11 protein-coding genes and 1 pseudogene are annotated in these 17,729 nt (G+C 59.7%); all 12 read right to left on the bottom strand.

The features are described 5' to 3' along the window. Positions 1-178: 178 nt before the first annotated feature. The 12 genes and pseudogenes from OIL88_03645 to OIL88_03590 all read right to left on the bottom strand — a co-directional run bounded on the left by OIL88_03645 (position 179) and on the right by OIL88_03590 (position 17,572). Positions 179-583: a hypothetical protein gene (locus OIL88_03645; protein HJI71464.1), complete on the bottom strand. Its 405-nt coding sequence runs from the start codon at positions 581-583 to the stop codon at positions 179-181. Beyond that, a complete protein-coding gene (locus OIL88_03640; GenBank protein ID HJI71463.1) occupies positions 543-1,682 on the bottom strand; it encodes a class C sortase in 1,140 nt (379 codons plus the stop codon). The genes OIL88_03645 and OIL88_03640 overlap by 41 nt, the downstream gene beginning before the upstream one ends. 164 nt (positions 1,683-1,846) lie before the next feature. Further along, positions 1,847-3,616: a SpaA isopeptide-forming pilin-related protein gene (locus tag OIL88_03635; GenBank protein HJI71462.1), complete on the bottom strand. Its 1,770-nt coding sequence runs from the start codon at positions 3,614-3,616 to the stop codon at positions 1,847-1,849. A 39-nt stretch (positions 3,617-3,655) separates the two neighbouring features. Next, complete coding sequence (locus OIL88_03630) at positions 3,656-6,733, bottom strand: SpaA isopeptide-forming pilin-related protein (GenBank protein ID HJI71461.1); 3,078 nt, start codon at positions 6,731-6,733, stop codon at positions 3,656-3,658. 681 nt (positions 6,734-7,414) lie between these two features. Then, a complete protein-coding gene (locus OIL88_03625) occupies positions 7,415-8,236 on the bottom strand; it encodes a Cof-type HAD-IIB family hydrolase (protein HJI71460.1) in 822 nt (273 codons plus the stop codon). A gap of 210 nt (positions 8,237-8,446) precedes the next feature. Further along, positions 8,447-9,733, bottom strand: coding sequence for an MFS transporter (locus OIL88_03620; protein HJI71459.1), 1,287 nt, complete (start codon positions 9,731-9,733; stop codon positions 8,447-8,449). Between the two features lie 265 nt (positions 9,734-9,998). Then, complete coding sequence (gene mobB / locus OIL88_03615; protein HJI71458.1) at positions 9,999-10,592, bottom strand: molybdopterin-guanine dinucleotide biosynthesis protein B; 594 nt, start codon at positions 10,590-10,592, stop codon at positions 9,999-10,001. 42 nt (positions 10,593-10,634) lie between these two features. Further along, positions 10,635-11,108: pseudogene (locus tag OIL88_03610) on the bottom strand (molybdopterin-guanine dinucleotide biosynthesis protein MobB). A 199-nt stretch (positions 11,109-11,307) separates the two neighbouring features. Beyond that, the gene (gene moaA, locus OIL88_03605) at positions 11,308-12,363 is read right to left on the bottom strand and encodes a GTP 3',8-cyclase MoaA (protein HJI71457.1); all 1,056 of its coding nucleotides are present in this window, start codon (positions 12,361-12,363) and stop codon (positions 11,308-11,310) included. Positions 12,364-12,598: 235 nt separating this feature from the next. Continuing rightward, the gene (locus OIL88_03600) at positions 12,599-13,636 is read right to left on the bottom strand and encodes a hypothetical protein (GenBank protein ID HJI71456.1); all 1,038 of its coding nucleotides are present in this window, start codon (positions 13,634-13,636) and stop codon (positions 12,599-12,601) included. 215 nt (positions 13,637-13,851) lie between these two features. After that, positions 13,852-15,750: an ABC transporter ATP-binding protein/permease gene (locus tag OIL88_03595; protein HJI71455.1), complete on the bottom strand. Its 1,899-nt coding sequence runs from the start codon at positions 15,748-15,750 to the stop codon at positions 13,852-13,854. Then, complete coding sequence (locus OIL88_03590; protein HJI71454.1) at positions 15,743-17,572, bottom strand: ABC transporter ATP-binding protein/permease; 1,830 nt, start codon at positions 17,570-17,572, stop codon at positions 15,743-15,745. The genes OIL88_03595 and OIL88_03590 overlap by 8 nt, the downstream gene beginning before the upstream one ends. Positions 17,573-17,729 lie beyond the last annotated feature (157 nt).

Genomic DNA, 17,729 nt, shown 5'->3' with positions numbered 1-17,729 from the left:
ATCGACCCTACTAAAAGGAGGCCGTATATGAAGACTGTATATCCCTTTTGCCTCCATATACACAAGAAGCGCCCCTCGGGCGCTTCTGAGAGGCTCCCCCTGGGATGTATCCCAGGGGGAGCCTATGGACCTTAAGGGCCGCTGCGAACCGTTCGCAGTCGGGCCGTCGAAGGCCTCGTTACTTAAGCTCGGGCCAGAAGTCCTTGTTGGCCTCGATCATGTCGTCGAGAATCTCCTTGGCGACCTTCATGGACGGGACCGTCTTGTTGAGCGTGAACGCCTTGAGCGCCTTCTCGTACGAACCCTCGATGCACGCCTCGACCACGAGCTTCTCGGAGTTGAGCTGCTGCATCATGAGGCCCTGCTGGAACAGCGGGATGTTGTCGCGCGAGATGACCTCGGGGCCGTTCTTGCCGATATACGCGGGAAGCTCGACCATCGCGTCGTACGGCATGTTCGGGATCGCGCCGCGGTTCTGGCAAATGACCAGGAAGCGAGCGAAGGCGCTACACTTCGAGCGATATTGAGCACCAACGCGGGCGCTAGCGCAGGTGTCGCCCGCGATACTCGGGAGAAACAGCATCGGAATCGGGGGAAGCCGAGGAGGCTGAAGCAGAGGAGACGAAGGAGGCCGCAGGCCTGGAGGCTCCCACGGTCCACCCGTTTCCGCCATCGCCAGCAGCCGCGTCGGCGCCCAGCGTCACCGCGGCGGCAACGGCCGCACGCTGCGCCGCGCGCCGCTTCTTGCGCACGTGCCCGGCCACAACGAGACCCACAACAATCGCCAGCAGCGCGCCCAGAACGCCCAGCGCCACCGCGGTGGTGTTGATGCCCTGTGCCTCCTCGGGCACGGGAACCTCATCCGGAATGCTTGCACGCACACCCGATACCAGCAGGCGGTGCGAGTTCACGCCGTAGGGCGTGCAGGTCATGAGCGTCACGCGGTCCTCGCCGGCGGTCACGCGCAACTTGGAATCGTCATCGGGCTCGATCACGTCTATGCGGTCGATCTTGTAGCCCAGTTCTTCGCCCATCACCTCGATGTAAAACGAGTCGCCCACCCGCAGCTCATCCAAGCGCGTGAACAGGAGCGAGCCCGGCACGCCACGGTGACCGGTGAGCACGGCATGCGTACTCTCGCCGCCCACGGGCAGCGACGTTCCGTACAGGTGGCCGGCGCCCGCGGCGAGCACCTCGTTGGAGGTGCCATGGTACACGGGCAGGTTCACGTCGATCTTGGGGATACGCACCGAGCACATAAGGCCCGAACCCGCGTCGAGCAGGCCCTGGTACGTGGTGTCTTGCGAGGCGATGGAGTCCTTGGCACCTGTTGCGGTGGAAGCGCCGGAGGTGCTACCGAACGGGTCCACGACCTCGCCGATGACGTCCTGACCGCCGGCGGCCAACTGCTCGTTGTAGGCGCGCGCTGCCGCGAGGGCCTCCTCTGCCTGCGGATAGGGCCAGCCATCCACGGTGTTTTGGGCCGCGGCAACTGCGGCCGTCTGCTCGGCCTGGGACATGGCGCGCAGGACGAGGGGCGTGGCCACGATAACAAAGCCGGCGGCAAAGCACAGAAGGGAAAGCAGGCGCAGGACGAGGGGCGGTTTACGTCGGCTGGGGGAAGCCGGGTTCGAACCGCCGCTCGGCGTGCGCATCGTCGATACGGGCTTGATTGCCTCCATGTGGTTCACCTCCGGGGGTGTGGGTGTGAGGGCACGGTCAAAGCACCGACCCCGCCGCGTGTCCAAGCGCGACGGGGTGCGGCGAAAGGGAATATGAGAACGCGGCGCGCAGGCGCTGATAGGAGACGACGATCGCCCGCTCGCCGCGTCATCAAGCTAGGGAATTAAGCGCGCATACGTGCACTCAGGGCGAAGGCGGCGCCAGCAGCCATGAGCAGCACGCCCACGGTGATGAAAACCTTGATGCCCAGGTCACCGGTCAAGGGCAGCTCGGTGAGGTTCTTGGCGTTCCAAATCTTGATGGTCGAGTTCTCAACGGAGACGCGAGGATCGGTAGCGTCCTTGGCATAAGAGACAGCAGTGATGGTCTTCTGGCCCTCGGGATCGTCGGACTTCACCGTAGCGGATACCGTAAAGGTGAACTTCGGCAGGGAGACGGCGGTGTAACCATTGGGAGGAACGATCTCCTCGATCTCATACGTGCCAGCGTCGAGACCATTAAAGTTGATGACGCCATCGTCGGTGGCGAACACGCCAACTTCGGCACCACCCTGAGTATCCTTAGTCGGAGTCGTGGTCAGGGTCTTCCATGCGCCGTTCTCGTAACCGAGATAGCTGCTTCCCGCCTTGATCGTGAACTTAGCACCCGAGAGCTTAGTGGTCATGTCCTTGGCGGTCTTCACGATGTTGAACTTATAGGAGTAGACATTCACCTCGTTACCAGGAATGGTCTGCTCATCGGAGGTGTTGTTGGGGTTGTGCGACCAGGTAAGTGAGTCCTTGTTGGGGTTGCCCTGGATGGCGGTGGAGTCAGAAAGCTTGGCATCTGCATCAAGGGTAGCACTCACCAGTACGGTCACCTTTGCGCCCTCGTTCAGCTTAGTAGCACCCTCACTCTGGTTCACGTATTTACCAAGGTTGATGACGGTATCTACACCATTGGTGTACTTTTCATCGGTATCAGTAGTGGGGGCATAGGAAACACTGTAGTCGGTACCCGCCTTAAGAGCGACGTCTCCAACCATGAGCCGTTCAACCTTTACGCCCGTGGCGGTGCCATCGACAACCGAAGAAATGGCAGAACTAGCAGTGTCTTTGATCTTGAACACACGATTGGTCGAATAGCCGGTGTAGTACGGAACGGTAGTCTCAAGCGTGTAGTACACGGTGTCGCCCACGGAGAAAGACGGCTCATTGTTGTAGGTACCGTCAGCATTGGCGAGATGCTTGGAGATAGTCGGAATCACGTTCTTCACAGTAACGATGCCATCGATATCGGTGTCCGCAATGCTCGTCGGCGTAACGATGGGCAGTGAGAAGGACTCCTTGTCAGCAGCGGGACTGGTAACGTCCTTCAGGAACCAGATACCCGGGACGCTAAAGGTTTTCACATTGGCGTTGTCGGCCGTAGACGTGGTGAACTCGGTTGCAGCAGAAGTGCCGGGGAAGGTCTTGTCCTCGAGGTTCTGGGCAAAAGTGCGCAGCGCGGCATCGTTGTTCCAAGACGGGGAGAGGTTAGGGGTTCCGCTATTGCTAAACACCCGCATGATCAAGAAGCCCATAGGATTATTCGACGTGTTACCCTCGGACACAAAATAGTTCTTGTCCTGCTTGTAGACAGTAAGCACGTTCTGGGCATTGCCCGTCTCATCAATGACAGCATTGAAGTCCATCGCGCTCTCGATGGTGCTCACGAGCGCATCGGTGGTATCAATCGTATAGGCAATCGACTTGTTGTTAACAACAACGTCCTTCAGCTCGGCAAGCTGCCAGCCGTTGAACTTGTGATCGGCAGCATCCGTCGACTGTTTGTTGATCGTAATGCTGTAGGTGGGATCCGCAGCCTTGGCCACGGGCGCGGCGCCCACCAGGCCGGTTACGGCGATCGCTACGGCAGCAGCGCCGGCGATCAGCTTTTGTACGAATCGGTTCATGATTCCCCTTTCAGAAATGAGCCCGACATTCATAAACATCTATCTACCAGCGCCATCGGACGGGTCGTCCTGGCGGCGCTTTGTAGCGAACCAATACGCTCCCGCGGCGATTCCGCCCAGAAGCATGAGACCGGCACCCACGAGAAACATGGAGTTCTCGGTCCAACCCGCGCCGGTGAGCGGGAGGTCCGTGAGGACTTTCACGTTGGTGAAGGTAGAGGCGGGTATGGCGTTGGGCGCGTCGGCGGTGCCGATGACGGTGTCCGGACTGAGCACGTTGCCCATGTCGTCCTTTACCTGCGTGACCGTAGTGGAAGTGGTGAGGCCGGAGTACTTGCCGGTCTTCTCGTCCAAGACGGCTTTCACGGTGACGGCCACTTGGTACTCGGCCTTGGAGTAGCGGAGCTTGTCGATGGCATCGGCGTCGGGCGCGACCTCCTTCACCGTGTAGGTGTAAGTCTTGGCGCCCGTCGGGTTCGAAGCGTCGTTCGTGGCGAGGTACTCTTTGGAGAACGAGATTTTGCCAAAAGATGCCTCGATGTCGTTGACCTTGGTGGAGTCTGCGGGAGCGACGGAAATAGTCTTCGAGTCAGGCATAGGAGCGCTATCCTTATTTGGCCCCGTAGCCTCGATGCTGAAGTCGAACGCAACGTATTTACCGCTGGAATCCTTCGGCCAGTCCGTATTACGGACGGATTTAATCACCGGGATTTTCACGGACGTAACGGAGCACGAGTCGGAGATGTACGTAATGCCATCAACGATGTTCGGCTGCTCGTTCTCGATCCACGTAATGGAGCCGCTTGTGCTGTCCACCGTGAACTTGTAGGTGTTCTTGTTCAGTTCGTAGCCAAACGGAGCCTGGGTCTCCGTGAGCGTGTACGTGCCCGGCAGCAAATCGGCCAATGTGAACTTGCCATCCTTGGCGTCGGTATCGGCCCAAGTGGTTTCGCTCGGAGTCGATTGGTCACTCACGGTCCAGGACTGCGCCTCAATCAAGCCATCGGCACCCAGTTTCGCAAGCTTCCACTCGGAACCAGCCAAAGGAGTGTGTTCTGCATCGTCCTTCTCCACCTTGGCCCAAGACACCGTACCGGTGATCTTGGTGTTGGCGATGGCACCCGTGGTGTTAGAAGGTGTGAACGGAACCTCGTTCCCGTTCTCATCCACGTAGCCCTGGACATAGTTCACCGACTCACCAGCATTGTTCATGGTTGCGTAGTAGATCTTGTCCGAAACCTGGTAACCCTCCGGCGCCGTCTCCTCTTTGATGTAATAGGTGAATGCCGGATTAGAATCCGAGATCTCCTTACTCGGATCGGCCTTCTGGTTCAAATAGTTGAACTGAAGCTTGCCATCAGTAGAAGCGTAATCGTTGGCAGCGCCATCCGTTACCGTAACGATGGGACCCGTCCCGTTCTTGGCATCTTTGACAGTGCCGTATATCGTCCACGAGGAACCGGGAAGCAGCTTAGTACCATCCGCAGCGTCGACCTTGCTCCATGCAATGGAGGAACCGTCCGGTGTATACGAGCCAGACCACGGGAAGTTGTGACGCTCCTGGTCCATATCGATAACGGAAGCCGAGTTACCCTCACCAAATGCTGCGGCAACCTTCGGGCTGTTCATTGAGAAATCGGCGCCGGCGTACACACGACCATTGGTGGTCACATGGTCGTCGAAGCTTCCGTTGGGAACGAGAATCGATCCGATCATAGCCGCCGCAGGATCGTCGTCAGTCCACTTGGCACCGGTAGTTGCGCCATCGTATCTCCAGTCCGCGCGGTCCTCTCCCGCGATGCCGCCCCGAATGGTAAGGCTTTGCGTATCGACAAAGTTCCACATGATGGACTGGGAAGCCGTCGCGTATGCTTCACCCAGTGCCTTGCCGGAATATTGAGTTTCGTAACCACGCGAAATATCGATGCCGTTCCACCAAAAGCGCCAGCCATTGTGGAACTCAATATTCGAAGATCCGGTAACGTTCACAACAACCGAGGCGCCCTCGGGAATGTCCTCGAATGCGAAATCAACGCCACGATAATACTCGTTGTTGTATGTATTGCTCAGCTGAGAAGCATCGATGGTGAACACCTGCTGCATAGAGGTGTTGTCGCCCTTAAACGTGATAAGACGCTCGCTATTCTTGAATTGCTTACCATTGAGCGACGTATCGGCGCAGTCCTCATTGATGGTCTTATACGACCCATCAAACACCAGGCCATAGCTACAATCCGTCTTGTTGTACTTGTTGATGATGTAGCGGTTGTCCTTATCGCACGCCGGAGCAACGCCGTAGCTCACTTTGCCCGTCTTCGCAAACGAATTCAGCTGATTAGAAAGCGTGTTGAGATAGCCTGTCTCTCCGCTGTAATTCGAATAATCCTTGCCATTAATGTCCTTGAGGAAGTTAACTTGGTTGAACAGAGTACTGTCCTGAGCGTTCTCGCCCGCGTACCAATAACCCTGGGTTTTCACCACAGACTGGCGCCCGTTATTAGTATTCCAATAGGTAATGGGACCGGCGATCTTCGCGGTGTAGTCATAGCCAGCGGAGTCAGCCGTTCTCGCTTTGCCGACCCAAGCGCCTTTGTTCCAAGCGCCAACGGTAGTCTTCCCCGGCAAGTCGCCGCTGTAACCAACGCTCATGTTGGTGATCGCACTGTCGATTCCAGCCACCGCAAGCACGGTGCTGCCGTCGACAGGACGGAACTGGGAACCAAAACCAACGGTGCCAAAGCGGAAACCAGCGCCAATACCTTCATAGGGCCAGCTCTCTTTGAGTGGATTCATGGCAAGCTTGCCACGGACCACGGTAAGGCCCTCCGCCTCAGCGGCATATGAGCCGGCGGGGGCGTTGCTCGCATCAAGAGTTTTAGTGTTGCTCGGTTTACCACCGATGTACATGTCGCGGCCGACGTAGGTGGCCACGCCGGGATCGGGGGTAGAGACATCGATATTCGTACCGATGCCGATAGGCGTGGGCTTGTAGATGCCCTTGTTCACAGTGGTAGCCGCGCTCGCAGAGGTGGCCGCGCTGAACGGGGACAGCAGCGTGCTTGCAACGAGAACAGTTGCCATAAAGCTACATGCGGCGAACTTCTTCACTTTGAGCACCCCATTACAGTTTCCTCGGTAGAAACTGTCTGGGTGTCGCTGGCGATGGCCTGCGAGATCGGGGGCATAACGAGCGACAGTACCAGGCTCAACACGGAGGCTCCGCACAAAACGCCTGCCAGCACACGGCGCGTCGCTTTATTACTCTGCTTAGATTTGTCCGAATTCGCTTTCATCGATGTCTCCTCCCCAAGAGACCGCGATCTTGCTCTTTCACCATCAAACGTATCTGCGCAATCTGTAATTGCGCTCGTTTAGTAATGCAATTATAACGATTGTTTAAACATCTAAGCAACAAAACCGAAATTTCTGTAGCAAGTTCTCAATTCTCTTGACATTTACTCAGATTTGCCTTCGTTTATTCGCTATCTATTTTTTGTTTCTGCTGGTAATTTAGTTGCCTATTATTTTTTAATGGCATTAGATTTATTTGCACAACATTTTGCTCAAGAGCAAACATCCTGTGGACGGTCGAAAATCGACCGTGAGCGGTAGGTCATCAACCGGAATGAATATCCTACCAAATTGATGAGAATAACTTAAACCCATCGGTGGTTAGAAGTATGATATTCAGACAACAATATTTGAATTTTCCCACAGATTTTAGGTATCAATTCGCCCAAATCGCCTGAGGCCACCGCAAAAAAGCCTGCCCCCTTCTGCGGTGGTTCTCCCCCAGCGCTACAGCAGATGTTCCTCGATAAAGATCGCGATGCCGTCTTTGTCGTTGCTGGCGGTTACAAAATCGGCGGCGGAGCGGGTGGCATCGCTGCCGTTTGCCATGGCCACGCCCACGCCGGCGTCGGCCACCATGCAGGTGTCGTTGTCGGCATCGCCAAACACGCAGATATTCTGGAGCTCAATGTCGTTGAGCTCCGCCACGCGCACAAGGCCGCGCGTCTTGGACACGCGCGGATCCATGAACTCGTAGAGCCGCTGCGTGGTTTGCAGAGCCGCCGCCTCAACGGTGTCATCGGCAAACGTCGACGCCCGCTCAATCACCCGCGGCATTACATCGGGCGCCATGGTAAACATCACCTTAGGCTGCGGCTCGCGCAAAAACTCGGCAAAATCGACCACCTGGTAGGGCACGCCGTCGACACGCGACAGGTGCTCGACGCACGCGTTGCTCTCGGGCACGTAGAACACGCCGTCTCGGGGGCAGACGGGCGTTGCCGGAAGGTCCGCCATGTGCTTGCAGATGCGCGCGATGGTCTCGCCCGGCAGCGGATAGCTCAGCTCGTTGATGTCGTGCGCGCGGTCGATGACCTCGGCGCCACCGCAGCCCACGAGCACGTCCACCAGGCCTTCGATGCCCCAGAGCTCGTACATGGCCTCGGTCGCGTGGGCGTCGCGCCCGGTGCACAGGCCAAAGAGCACGCCGCGCTCGCGCAGGGCGCGGATTGCCGCCACGGTGCGCGGGGACACCGTGTGCTGGCTCGTGAGCAGCGTACCGTCGATATCGCAGAACACGGCTTTGATGTGGCTGAAGGTGGTGTCCATGGGGGCCTTTCTGGGTTGTGCGGCGGTGTGGGGTGTATTCGTGAACGGCGTACATGGTATACCAAGGCACAGGCGCGGCCTGCCAAAGCAAAAACCACCACAAAGGTGCCTGGCTCCTTTGTGGTGGAAGTGACGTTTGCGGGCCAAACGATCACAACATTCGATGTTTTTCGGCAAAATCGCGATTTTCATCGAATGTTGTGATGGCCTTTACTGCCTTGCGGCACGATCAAAATGCCGGCGCCCAAACAGCAGCAACGCCGCGGGGACTGTCGTCACGACCATGCCTGCTCCGATGAGCGTCTGCTGCACGCCAAACGTCGCCGCCAGCCACGGGGCAATCGCCAGCGGGGCCACGCCGGCAAACATATTGCCAAAGCCCATGACCGAGTTCACGCGACCGAGCTGCTCGAGCGGTGCCGTCGTTTGCACGATCGTGCTGTGAAGCGGGTTGACGACGCCCCAGGCCACGCCCAGGACAATCTGGCCGACGAGGGCCACGCCCACGTACGGCGTCCCCACATAGAGCAGGCTTCCCAGGCCCACGGACATAAGTGCCACGAGCAGCGTTTTTAGGTTTACCAAGTGCGGCGGCAAGCGGAGCGCGACCACGGCGCCCAGCACCGCGCCCACACCGCTGGCCGACGAGAGCCAGCCCATCCATTCGACACCGACGTGCAGAACGTCGCGGTAGAAGAACGACTCCAACGGATCGAAAGCTCCATAGCCAAAGTTCGAAAGGAAAATAATGCAGAACAGCAGGGCGAGAACGCTGTTGGTAAAGACCGTCTTGATGCTGGTCGCGAAGGTGGCGCGGGTGGATTTATTAGAGTCGGAGCTTTGACTGGCAGTACTTGCCGTTGTGCTGCTGTCCGCGGGAGTACTTTCGCGCGCGGCGACGCGACCTGCTTGCGACCTAAAGCCCCAACCGGCGACGAGCGCTAGTACGGTAAAGATTATCATGAGCACGAACACCGCGCGCGACGATGCAGCCGCCGCGACAAAGCCGCCCAGCGTGGGGCCAACGATGATACTCACGTTTGAAAACATGGCGATGGCGGAGTTGATGTCTTTGAGCTCGACGGGGTCGTTGGTGAGGTAGGCCGGATAGGATGTGGCAATGGGCTGGGCGAATCCCATCGTAAAGCCCAGAAACACCGCGCCGAGCAGGACGACGCCGGTCGCGCTACCAAAGGCGATGATTGCCGTGCCAGTTGCCAGCGTGCCCACAATGCTCAGCAAGAAATGGCGGCGCGGACCCCAGGCGTCGAGCGCCGCGCCACCCGCAAAAGATCCCAAGATCACGAAAACGTTCATAAACAGGACGGCCAGCGATGTCGCGACGACCGAAGCATCGTCCGCATAGGTAAGCGTTCCGATGACGCCGATAAAGTAGCTGGTCTGAAAACCGGTGTAGATGAGAAAGCGCATCGCCACCAGGCGCCTGGCCTGCACGGACAGCGATGATTGAGGCTTTGAGAAAAGAGAGGCGAGCATGGAGACTCCTTGTTTCACACGAATGCGGACGGCGGGCATTCGCCACCGTCTGTCAAATCAATCTATCCGCATGAAACATTAAGGACGCATCAAGCCCCTTCTCTCCGTTTTTCACCCGTCATGAACTACTTGGTAGATTGTAAGGCATGTCTCACACATCTACCAAAGCAAAAACCACCACAAAGGTGCCTGGATCCTTTGTGGTGGAAGTGACGTTTGCCCAGATAAAACCTGCCAAAATAAACCTGTCCCTTTTTGGCAGGTTTTAGGCCAGATGGTCTTGGATCAGGTCGCAGATGGCTCGGGCGTCGTTGATGTTGATGGCTCGGGTCGCAAAGCCGGCGTCGAATGCCTGGCGCGCCAGGGCCTCGTTGCAGGCAAGGGCCAGCGTGTGACCGTCGACCAGGTCGAGCGAGCTCTTGCCGCGCAGACGGTCGACACCGGAGCGCGCGACCACGATGTTGTCGAAGCCCTCGGTCTTGTAGCCCTCAATGATCACCACGTCGACATCGTTGTAGCGCGACAGCAGCTCGCGCGCGGGCATCTCGTCCTCCTCGCGCGTGTCGGCGTACTCCGCCCAGCGCGTGGCACAGATGAGGCCCACGTGCTTGGATCCGGCTTGGTGATGGCGCCAGGTGTCCTTAGCGGGTACATCGATATCAAAGCCGTGATGCCCATGATGCTTGAGCGAACCCACGCGCAGGCCGCGACGGGTGAGCTCGGCGATAACCTTCTCGACGAGCGTGGTCTTGCCCGAGTTTTGATAGCCGATAAACGCGATCGCGGGGACGGCCGGGGCCGGAGCTGCGGGCGCGACGGCGACGGGTGCGCTCGCGAGTGCGGCACCGTCAGCGGCCACGGCCTCAACAGCAGCGGCCTGACGCTCTGCACGATCCCACACACCCGAGCGGCCGCCCTCCTTGTGCAGCAGGCGCACGCCGACGATCTCCATGCCGCGATCGACCGCCTTGCACATGTCATAGATGGTCAGACACGCGGCACTCGCGCCGGTCAGGGCCTCCATCTCGATACCCGTCTTGCCCGTTACGCCGGCCGTAACCAGCACGTGAAAGCCAACCTGCCCATCCGCGCGCGCCGGCGCCCAGCCCTCGGGCACGTCCTCGGCCGGCGTCCCCGCCGCAGCGATGGGCGCAATGTCGCACTTGCTCTTGGTAATGAGCAACGGATGGCACATGGGGATGATGTCGCTCGTGCGTTTGATGGCCATGATGCCCGCCACGCGCGCGCAGGCAAGCACGTCGCCCTTTTTGGCGCGGTCCTGCAGCACCATGGTCTGCGTCTCGGAATGCATGAGAATGGTGCCCTCGGCGATAGCAATGCGATGGGTCTCGGCCTTGTCGGACACGTCGACCATGCGCACCTCGCCCTTGGCGTCCACGTGCGTCAGCTCGTCGCGGCGCGCGTCACGGGCGGGCTCGGCTGCAGCGCTGGCAGTCGGCTGCGCGGACGCGCCGGCGCTGCCAGCATTCGCCGCAGCCGTGACTTTGTGGGCAGACATCGCGGCCCTGCGAGCGGCCTTGGTGGCATCGGCGTACCTGCTCTTGGCCATATGATCATCCTCCGATTTGGGACATAAATCGTTGCGTGCCCTCAATTATCGCGTGTTCCTGCGGTTTGTGGGCCACGGCATCGCGCCAAATCGAAAGTACCTGCATATCATCACCACGGCGCAGGGCGTCGCGCACCGAATACTCGGCATCGCTGAACAGGCACGGACGCACGTTGCCGTCGGCCGTCAGGCGCAGGCGGTTGCAATTCGCACAAAAATGGTTGGACATGGCACTGATGAAGCCAACCGTTCCCGCCGCGCCCGGAAAGTGCCAATAGCGCGCAGGGCCCGCGCCGGCAGGAGCGTCGTTGATGTCGAGCGGCTCGAGCTCGCCCAGTCCCGTCGCGGTGACCCCGGCATTGATGCGCGCCCGCAGCTCGTCGCTCGGCACGGTGTCACTCGCATCCCACAACTCGGGATTGAGCGCGGGAGCATGCGGGTCCACAGCGCAATGCGAGCTCGTACGTTCGTCGCCGATGGGCATGTACTCGATAAAGCGCAGGTGGATGGGGCGGTCGACGGTCAGCCGCGCAAGAGCCGCCACATCCTGGTTGAGCCGACGCACCACAACGCAGTTGACCTTAACGGGCTCAAAGCCCCAAGCCAGCGCCGCGTCGATGCCGGCCATAGTCTGTTCGAGCCGGCCCAGGCGCGTGATCTTTCCAAAGAGCGTAGGGTCGAGCGTGTCGAGCGAGATGTTGACGCGATTAAGCCCCGCGTCTTTGAGCTGCGGCGCCAGCTTGGGCAGCAGGGCGCCGTTGGTGGTAAGCGAGATGTCCTCGATCTGCGGAATCGCGCGGATGTCGCGAATGAGCGGGATGATACGGCGGCTGACCAGCGGCTCGCCGCCCGTCAGGCGTACGCGGCGAATGCCCTCCCCCGCCACCAAGCGCACAAAGCGGGCGATTTCCTCGGCGCTGAGCAGCTCGTCGTGCGCGCGGGGCGCCACGCCATCGGCCGGCATGCAATAAATGCAGCGGAAATTGCACTTGTCGGTAACGGCAATGCGCAGGTAGTTAATGTCGCGGCCAAAGCCGTCATGTTGCACGCGCCCGTCCACGCAGCCCTCCCCTCACGCGGCGTTTTATTCTTCGGAAAACATAATACCCCACGGGAGAATCATGCCGACACCCGTACGACAGGACAGGTCACTTCGGGCAAAACGGACTTTCCAAGCCCATCCTCAACACACAAACCATCACAACATTCGATGCTTTTCCCGTTTTTGGCAAAAAACGTCGAATGTTGTGATGGTCTGCCTGCCCACGGCACCCCGTAGAAGGACCAAAACACCCCTAGAGGCCGCCGTCCCAGTGCCGAATCACGAATTCTCGCAGGTCGTTCTGACGTTTCTGGAACGCTTCGCTTCGGTCGCACTTAAGGCCTATCGCGAGTGCGATGGCGTTCATCGCCCGGTGCAATTGCAGCTGGTGGGCAAACTGAGTCCCGGTGAGGACGATCATCCTAAAGCCCAGCGTGCTCAGCACGGTCATACGCTCCGCATCCGACGCGCTGCGCTGTTTATCAAGATGGTCCGAGCCGTTGTATTCAATCCCCGTACCACTCGCAGGCGCATATACGTCGATCTCGAAATACCCGGCCTTTGCGAGATATTTGAACTCGCTGGGAACATCGACCCGATGGTTGAGCTCGATCTTGACGTATCCCAGCCCGCCCTGGGAACGTTTTGCTACGACCATGATTGCGGTGGCCGTCTCCATGGGCGACCGCGCGCCATCGTGCACGCGCTTGAGCACGGCGGCCGCGCGTATGGCCCCCTGACGAGATCGGTTCTCATTGCAATAGGCAATCAAGTCGGCAACGGTATACCTCTGCCCCATCTCGATATAATCGCCTGTCGACAGATGGTTCAAATGGTATCGGGCACAGATTTCGTAGCCATATTCCAGCTGCTCGGGCTCGCTCATCCACGAACCCGCTTGGACAAAGCACATGGCCTCATCAACCACCAGAAGGCCCTCTGCCACCTCGATAAGATGGGCTGGAGGTACCGGCGCCCCAAACACGTGGCACCTAAATCCAGCCGGCGTCGAGCGCTCAAAATCAAAGTTGACGAGTGTGTCGATATGATCGAGCTCTTCTCGTGGAATACCGAGCGAAACCAGATAGTCGGTAACGATCCCAACCGCCGTTGAAGCCCTCAGCCCCTTGGCATCGAGTCCCAATTTGGGCAGGCCCGCGGTCGGCTCCGCCTCGTTAGCAAGCGAGTCCTCATCGTATAGGCTGCTTGCTCGCGAGAGCGGCTCGGACGGGCGCGCCACGTTGTGGTACAGCCAGGCAGTCTTATGGGACAGGACGATCGGCAGGTCCATGAGCCCTCCAATGGAGTCGGATAACCAACCTTATTCCCCTGCCCCCGGGTCCGCACACCTTCGTGCGCAAGAAAGCGATTCCACCCGGTCGAGTGGTAGAAAAACCATCACAACATTCGATGCTTTTCCCGATTTTGGCAAAAAACGCCGAATGTTGTGATGGTTTGAGGCGAGGTGAGGAGCATGGAGGGGTCAAAGCATCGTGCTCGAACGGGTTAATCCAACTCTTTTAAGCCATGTGCCAGCTGCCAGTACTCGCCGTGCTGAGCGAGCAGCTCTTCGTGCGTGCCGCGCTCGATGATGCGGCCGTGTTCGAGGACCATGATGGCGTCGGCGTCGCGAACGGTGGACAGGCGGTGCGCGATCATAAACGTGGTGCGTCCGCGCATGATGCGGTCCATGCCGCGCTCGATGAGCTTTTCGGTGCGCGTGTCGATAGAGCTCGTGGCCTCGTCCAAGATGAGCACCGGCGGGTCGGCGACGGCCACGCGCGCGATGGCGAGCAGCTGGCGCTGGCCCTGCGACAGGTTGGCGCCGTCGGCCGTGACCGGCGTGTCGTACCCTCTAGGCAGGCGACGGATAAACGAATCAGCGCAGGCGGCCTCGGCAGCGGCGCGCACTTCCTCGTCGGTCGCGCCGAGCTTGCCAAAGCGGATGTTCTGCGCAATGGTGCCGCTAAACAGGTGCGTGTCTTGCAGCACAATGCCGAGCGACCCGCGCAGGCTGGCCTTGGCAATGTGCTTGACGTCAATGCCGTCGTACGTGATCTCGCCGTCATCGACCTCGTAGAAACGGTTGATGAGGTTGGTGATGGTCGTCTTTCCGGCGCCCGTCGAGCCCACAAACGCGATCTTTTGCCCCGGTTTGGCAAACAGGTTGAGATCCGTGAGCACACGGGTGCCCGGCACGTAGGAAAAGTCCACGGCATGGAAGCGCACGTCGCCGGCAAGCGGGACCAAGCCGCACGTGAGCTCGGTACCGTCGGCAGCCACCGCGCGGCCCGACTCATCAACGGCAGCCACATCATGCAGATGCCCGTACGCGCCCACGCCCTGGCCCTCGGGAATCTTCCATGCCCACGCGGCGTCGCCCGTCTGCACCAGCTCCACGCAGCCCTCGTCCACCTCGGGTTCAAGATCCATGGCGGCAAACAGGCGCTCAGCGCCGGCAAGCGCGTTGAGCAAGAAGTTGCCCAGCTGCGTGAACTGGTTGATGGGCATGGCAGCCTGGCGTACAAAGACCAGGTAACTTGCAAGCGCGCCCACGTCGGCGAGCCCCTTGATGCAGAGTATGCCGCCTGCCACCGCAACGATCGCATAATTGACGTAGCCAATCACCACGGTCATGGGCACCATGGAGTTGGCATAGCTCACAGCGGCGGTGCCGGTGCGGCGAAGCTCGTCGTTGCGGCAGGTGAAACCGGCGACATTCGCCGCCTCGTGATTAAAGACCTTGATGACCTTTTGGCCCGAGACCATCTCTTCGATATATCCGTCCAGGTCGCCAAGCGATGCCTGCTGGGCGGCAAAGAAGCGCTTAGAGCGCGCGCCCGAGTAGCGCGCATACAGCACAATGGCCGCATCGCACACGAGCGTGATAATCGTGAGCTGCCAGTTAAGGATGATGAGCATGGCCGTGGTGCCCACAACCTGAATGGCGGCCTGAATCACGTTGGCAAAGCTGTTGTTGAGCGCCTCGGAGACGGTGTCGACGTCGTTGGTGAAAAAGCTCATGATGTCGCCCGAGCGCGTGCTGTCAAAATAACTGAGCGGCAGCGTCTGGATGTGCGCGAACAGGTCGCGGCGGATATCGGACACCACGCGTTGGGCCGCGCGCACCATGATCTGTGAGTAGCCCAGGGCCGAGAGCACGCCCGCAGCGTAGATGATCGCCGTCAGGATGACCTGCTTGGCGAGCAGTTCCTCCCCGCCCGTTGCCAAACCGTTGACGATGGGGCGCACCATGTAGGTGCCGGCGAGGCTCGCGATGGCGGCAACGGAGGCGAGCACGCCCACCGCGAGCAACGAGAACTTGGCATGCCCCATGTAGGAGAGCAAGCGGCGCACAGTGCGCTTGAGGTCGGCAGGGCGTGCTTGGGCTGCGGTCTTAGGCATGGCGCTCACCCCCTTCCAAGGGTAATCCGCTGGGGGCGAAAGAAAACGGATCATTCGCGCGGTCATCATCGCTGCCGTCACCGGCGTCCGCGTTCCCCGCAAACTCCATCTGCGAGGCGTAAATCTCCTGGTAGATGTTGTCGCCCGCCAGCAGTTCCTCGTGTGTGCCCACGCCGTGGACACGACCGTCGTCCAACACCACAATGCGATCGGCGTCCATGACGCTCGCAATGCGCTGGGCGATGATGAGCACGGTCGTATCGGGAATCCGAGCGATGTGCTCGCGAATCTTAGCGTCGGTCGCCATATCGACCGCGCTGGTAGAGTCATCAAAAATGAGCACGCGCGGATGCTTGAGCAGCGTGCGCGCGATGCACAGGCGTTGCTTCTGGCCACCCGAAACACCGGCACCGCCTTGGCCCAACTCGCCGTCCAGCCCGCCGATGCGATCAAGGAACTCGTCCACGCACGCCGCGCGGCAAGCCGCGAGGAGCTCATCGTCCGGCGCCTGCGGATTGCCCCACTGCAGGTTCTCGCGCACGGTGCCCGTGAACAGCACATTCTTTTGCAGCACAATGCCCACGGCGTCACGTAGGGTCGCGAGGTCGTAGTCGCGCACGTCGCGTCCGCCCACAAGCACGGTGCCCTCGGTGGCGTCGTACAGGCGCGCAATCAGCTGCACAAGCGAGCTCTTACCCGAGCCCGTGCCGCCGAGGATGCCCACCGTCGAGCCGCTCTCGATGCGAAGGTCGATATGCTCGAGCACATCCTCGGCTGCATCCGCGCGGTATCTAAAGGAAACGTCGCGAAACTCGATACTGCCGTCCGCTGGCGCCGCAATCGCGAGATCTCCCGCAGGGTTGGCGATAAAGGGCTCCTCATCGAGCACCTCTGCGATACGGCCCACACTTGTGAGAGCGCGCGTGAGCAGCAAAAACACGTTGGAAATCATCATGAGCGAGTTCATGATCAGCAGCACGTAGCTCATAAAGCCCGTGAGCGAGCCCACGCCCAAGCGACCTTCGATAATCATGCGGCCGCCAATCCACAGGATTGAGAGCGCAGCCACGTACATCGAGAGTTGGAACACCGGCAGGTTGAGCACGGCGGTGCCAAAGGTCTTGGTCGCCGTGCCGGCGAGCTCGGTATTGACGGTGTCGAACTTGTCGCACTCGTGCTCGGCGCGCACGTAAGCCTTCACGGCGCGCACGGCGGTAAGGTCCTCTTGCACCACGCCGTTGAGGTGGTCCATCGAGGTCTGGAGTTGGCGGTAGAGCGGGCTCACGCGCACGGTAATGATACCGAGCACGATGGCGAGCATCGGCAGAATTACGGCAAAGACCGCCGCGAGCTCGCGCGAGAGCGCGAAAGCGTAGACGAGGCCCATGACCAGATTTACCGGCCCGCGCACCATGGGGCGGAAGCCGTTGCCCACGGCGTTTTGAATCACGGTGATGTCGGTGGTCATGCGAGTGACGAGCGAGCTGGCGTCGTAGTTGTCCAGATTGCCAAAAGCGAGCGTCTGGATCTTGCGATACTCGGCCTCACGCAAGTTAGCGCCCAGCCCCGAGGCAACGCGAGCAGACGTGCGCGCATAGCCCAAGCCAAGTGCCAGCGAACATGCGGCGCACACCAGCATATACGCACCCTGCAACAGCATGTAGTTGATGTCGCCCGCGGGCACGCCCACATCGATGATATTTGCCATGATGACCGGGATAAACAGCTCGAGCGCCGTCTCGGCCGTCACAAAGAACACGCCGAGTATGGCATCGCGGCGATATGCCCCCAGATAGGAAAACAGAATCTTGAGATTGCGCACGCAGGTTCATCCCCCATCAAACATTGTTCGCAAACCTACGTATTATGGCGCGCCGTGCAGCGGTGTCAAGTGCTCCGAAATCGATTTCTGTAAGGTTGGCGCAGGCTTTATGCTCGCAGGGCGCACGTCCGTATTCAATTAGAAATAAACGCGAGCG

Source organism: Coriobacteriaceae bacterium, assembly GCA_025992855.1.
Taxonomy (GTDB): domain Bacteria; phylum Actinomycetota; class Coriobacteriia; order Coriobacteriales; family Coriobacteriaceae; genus Collinsella.
The sequence above is the reverse complement of the archived record's forward strand: the minus strand, read 5'-3'. Positions and strand labels throughout refer to the sequence as shown.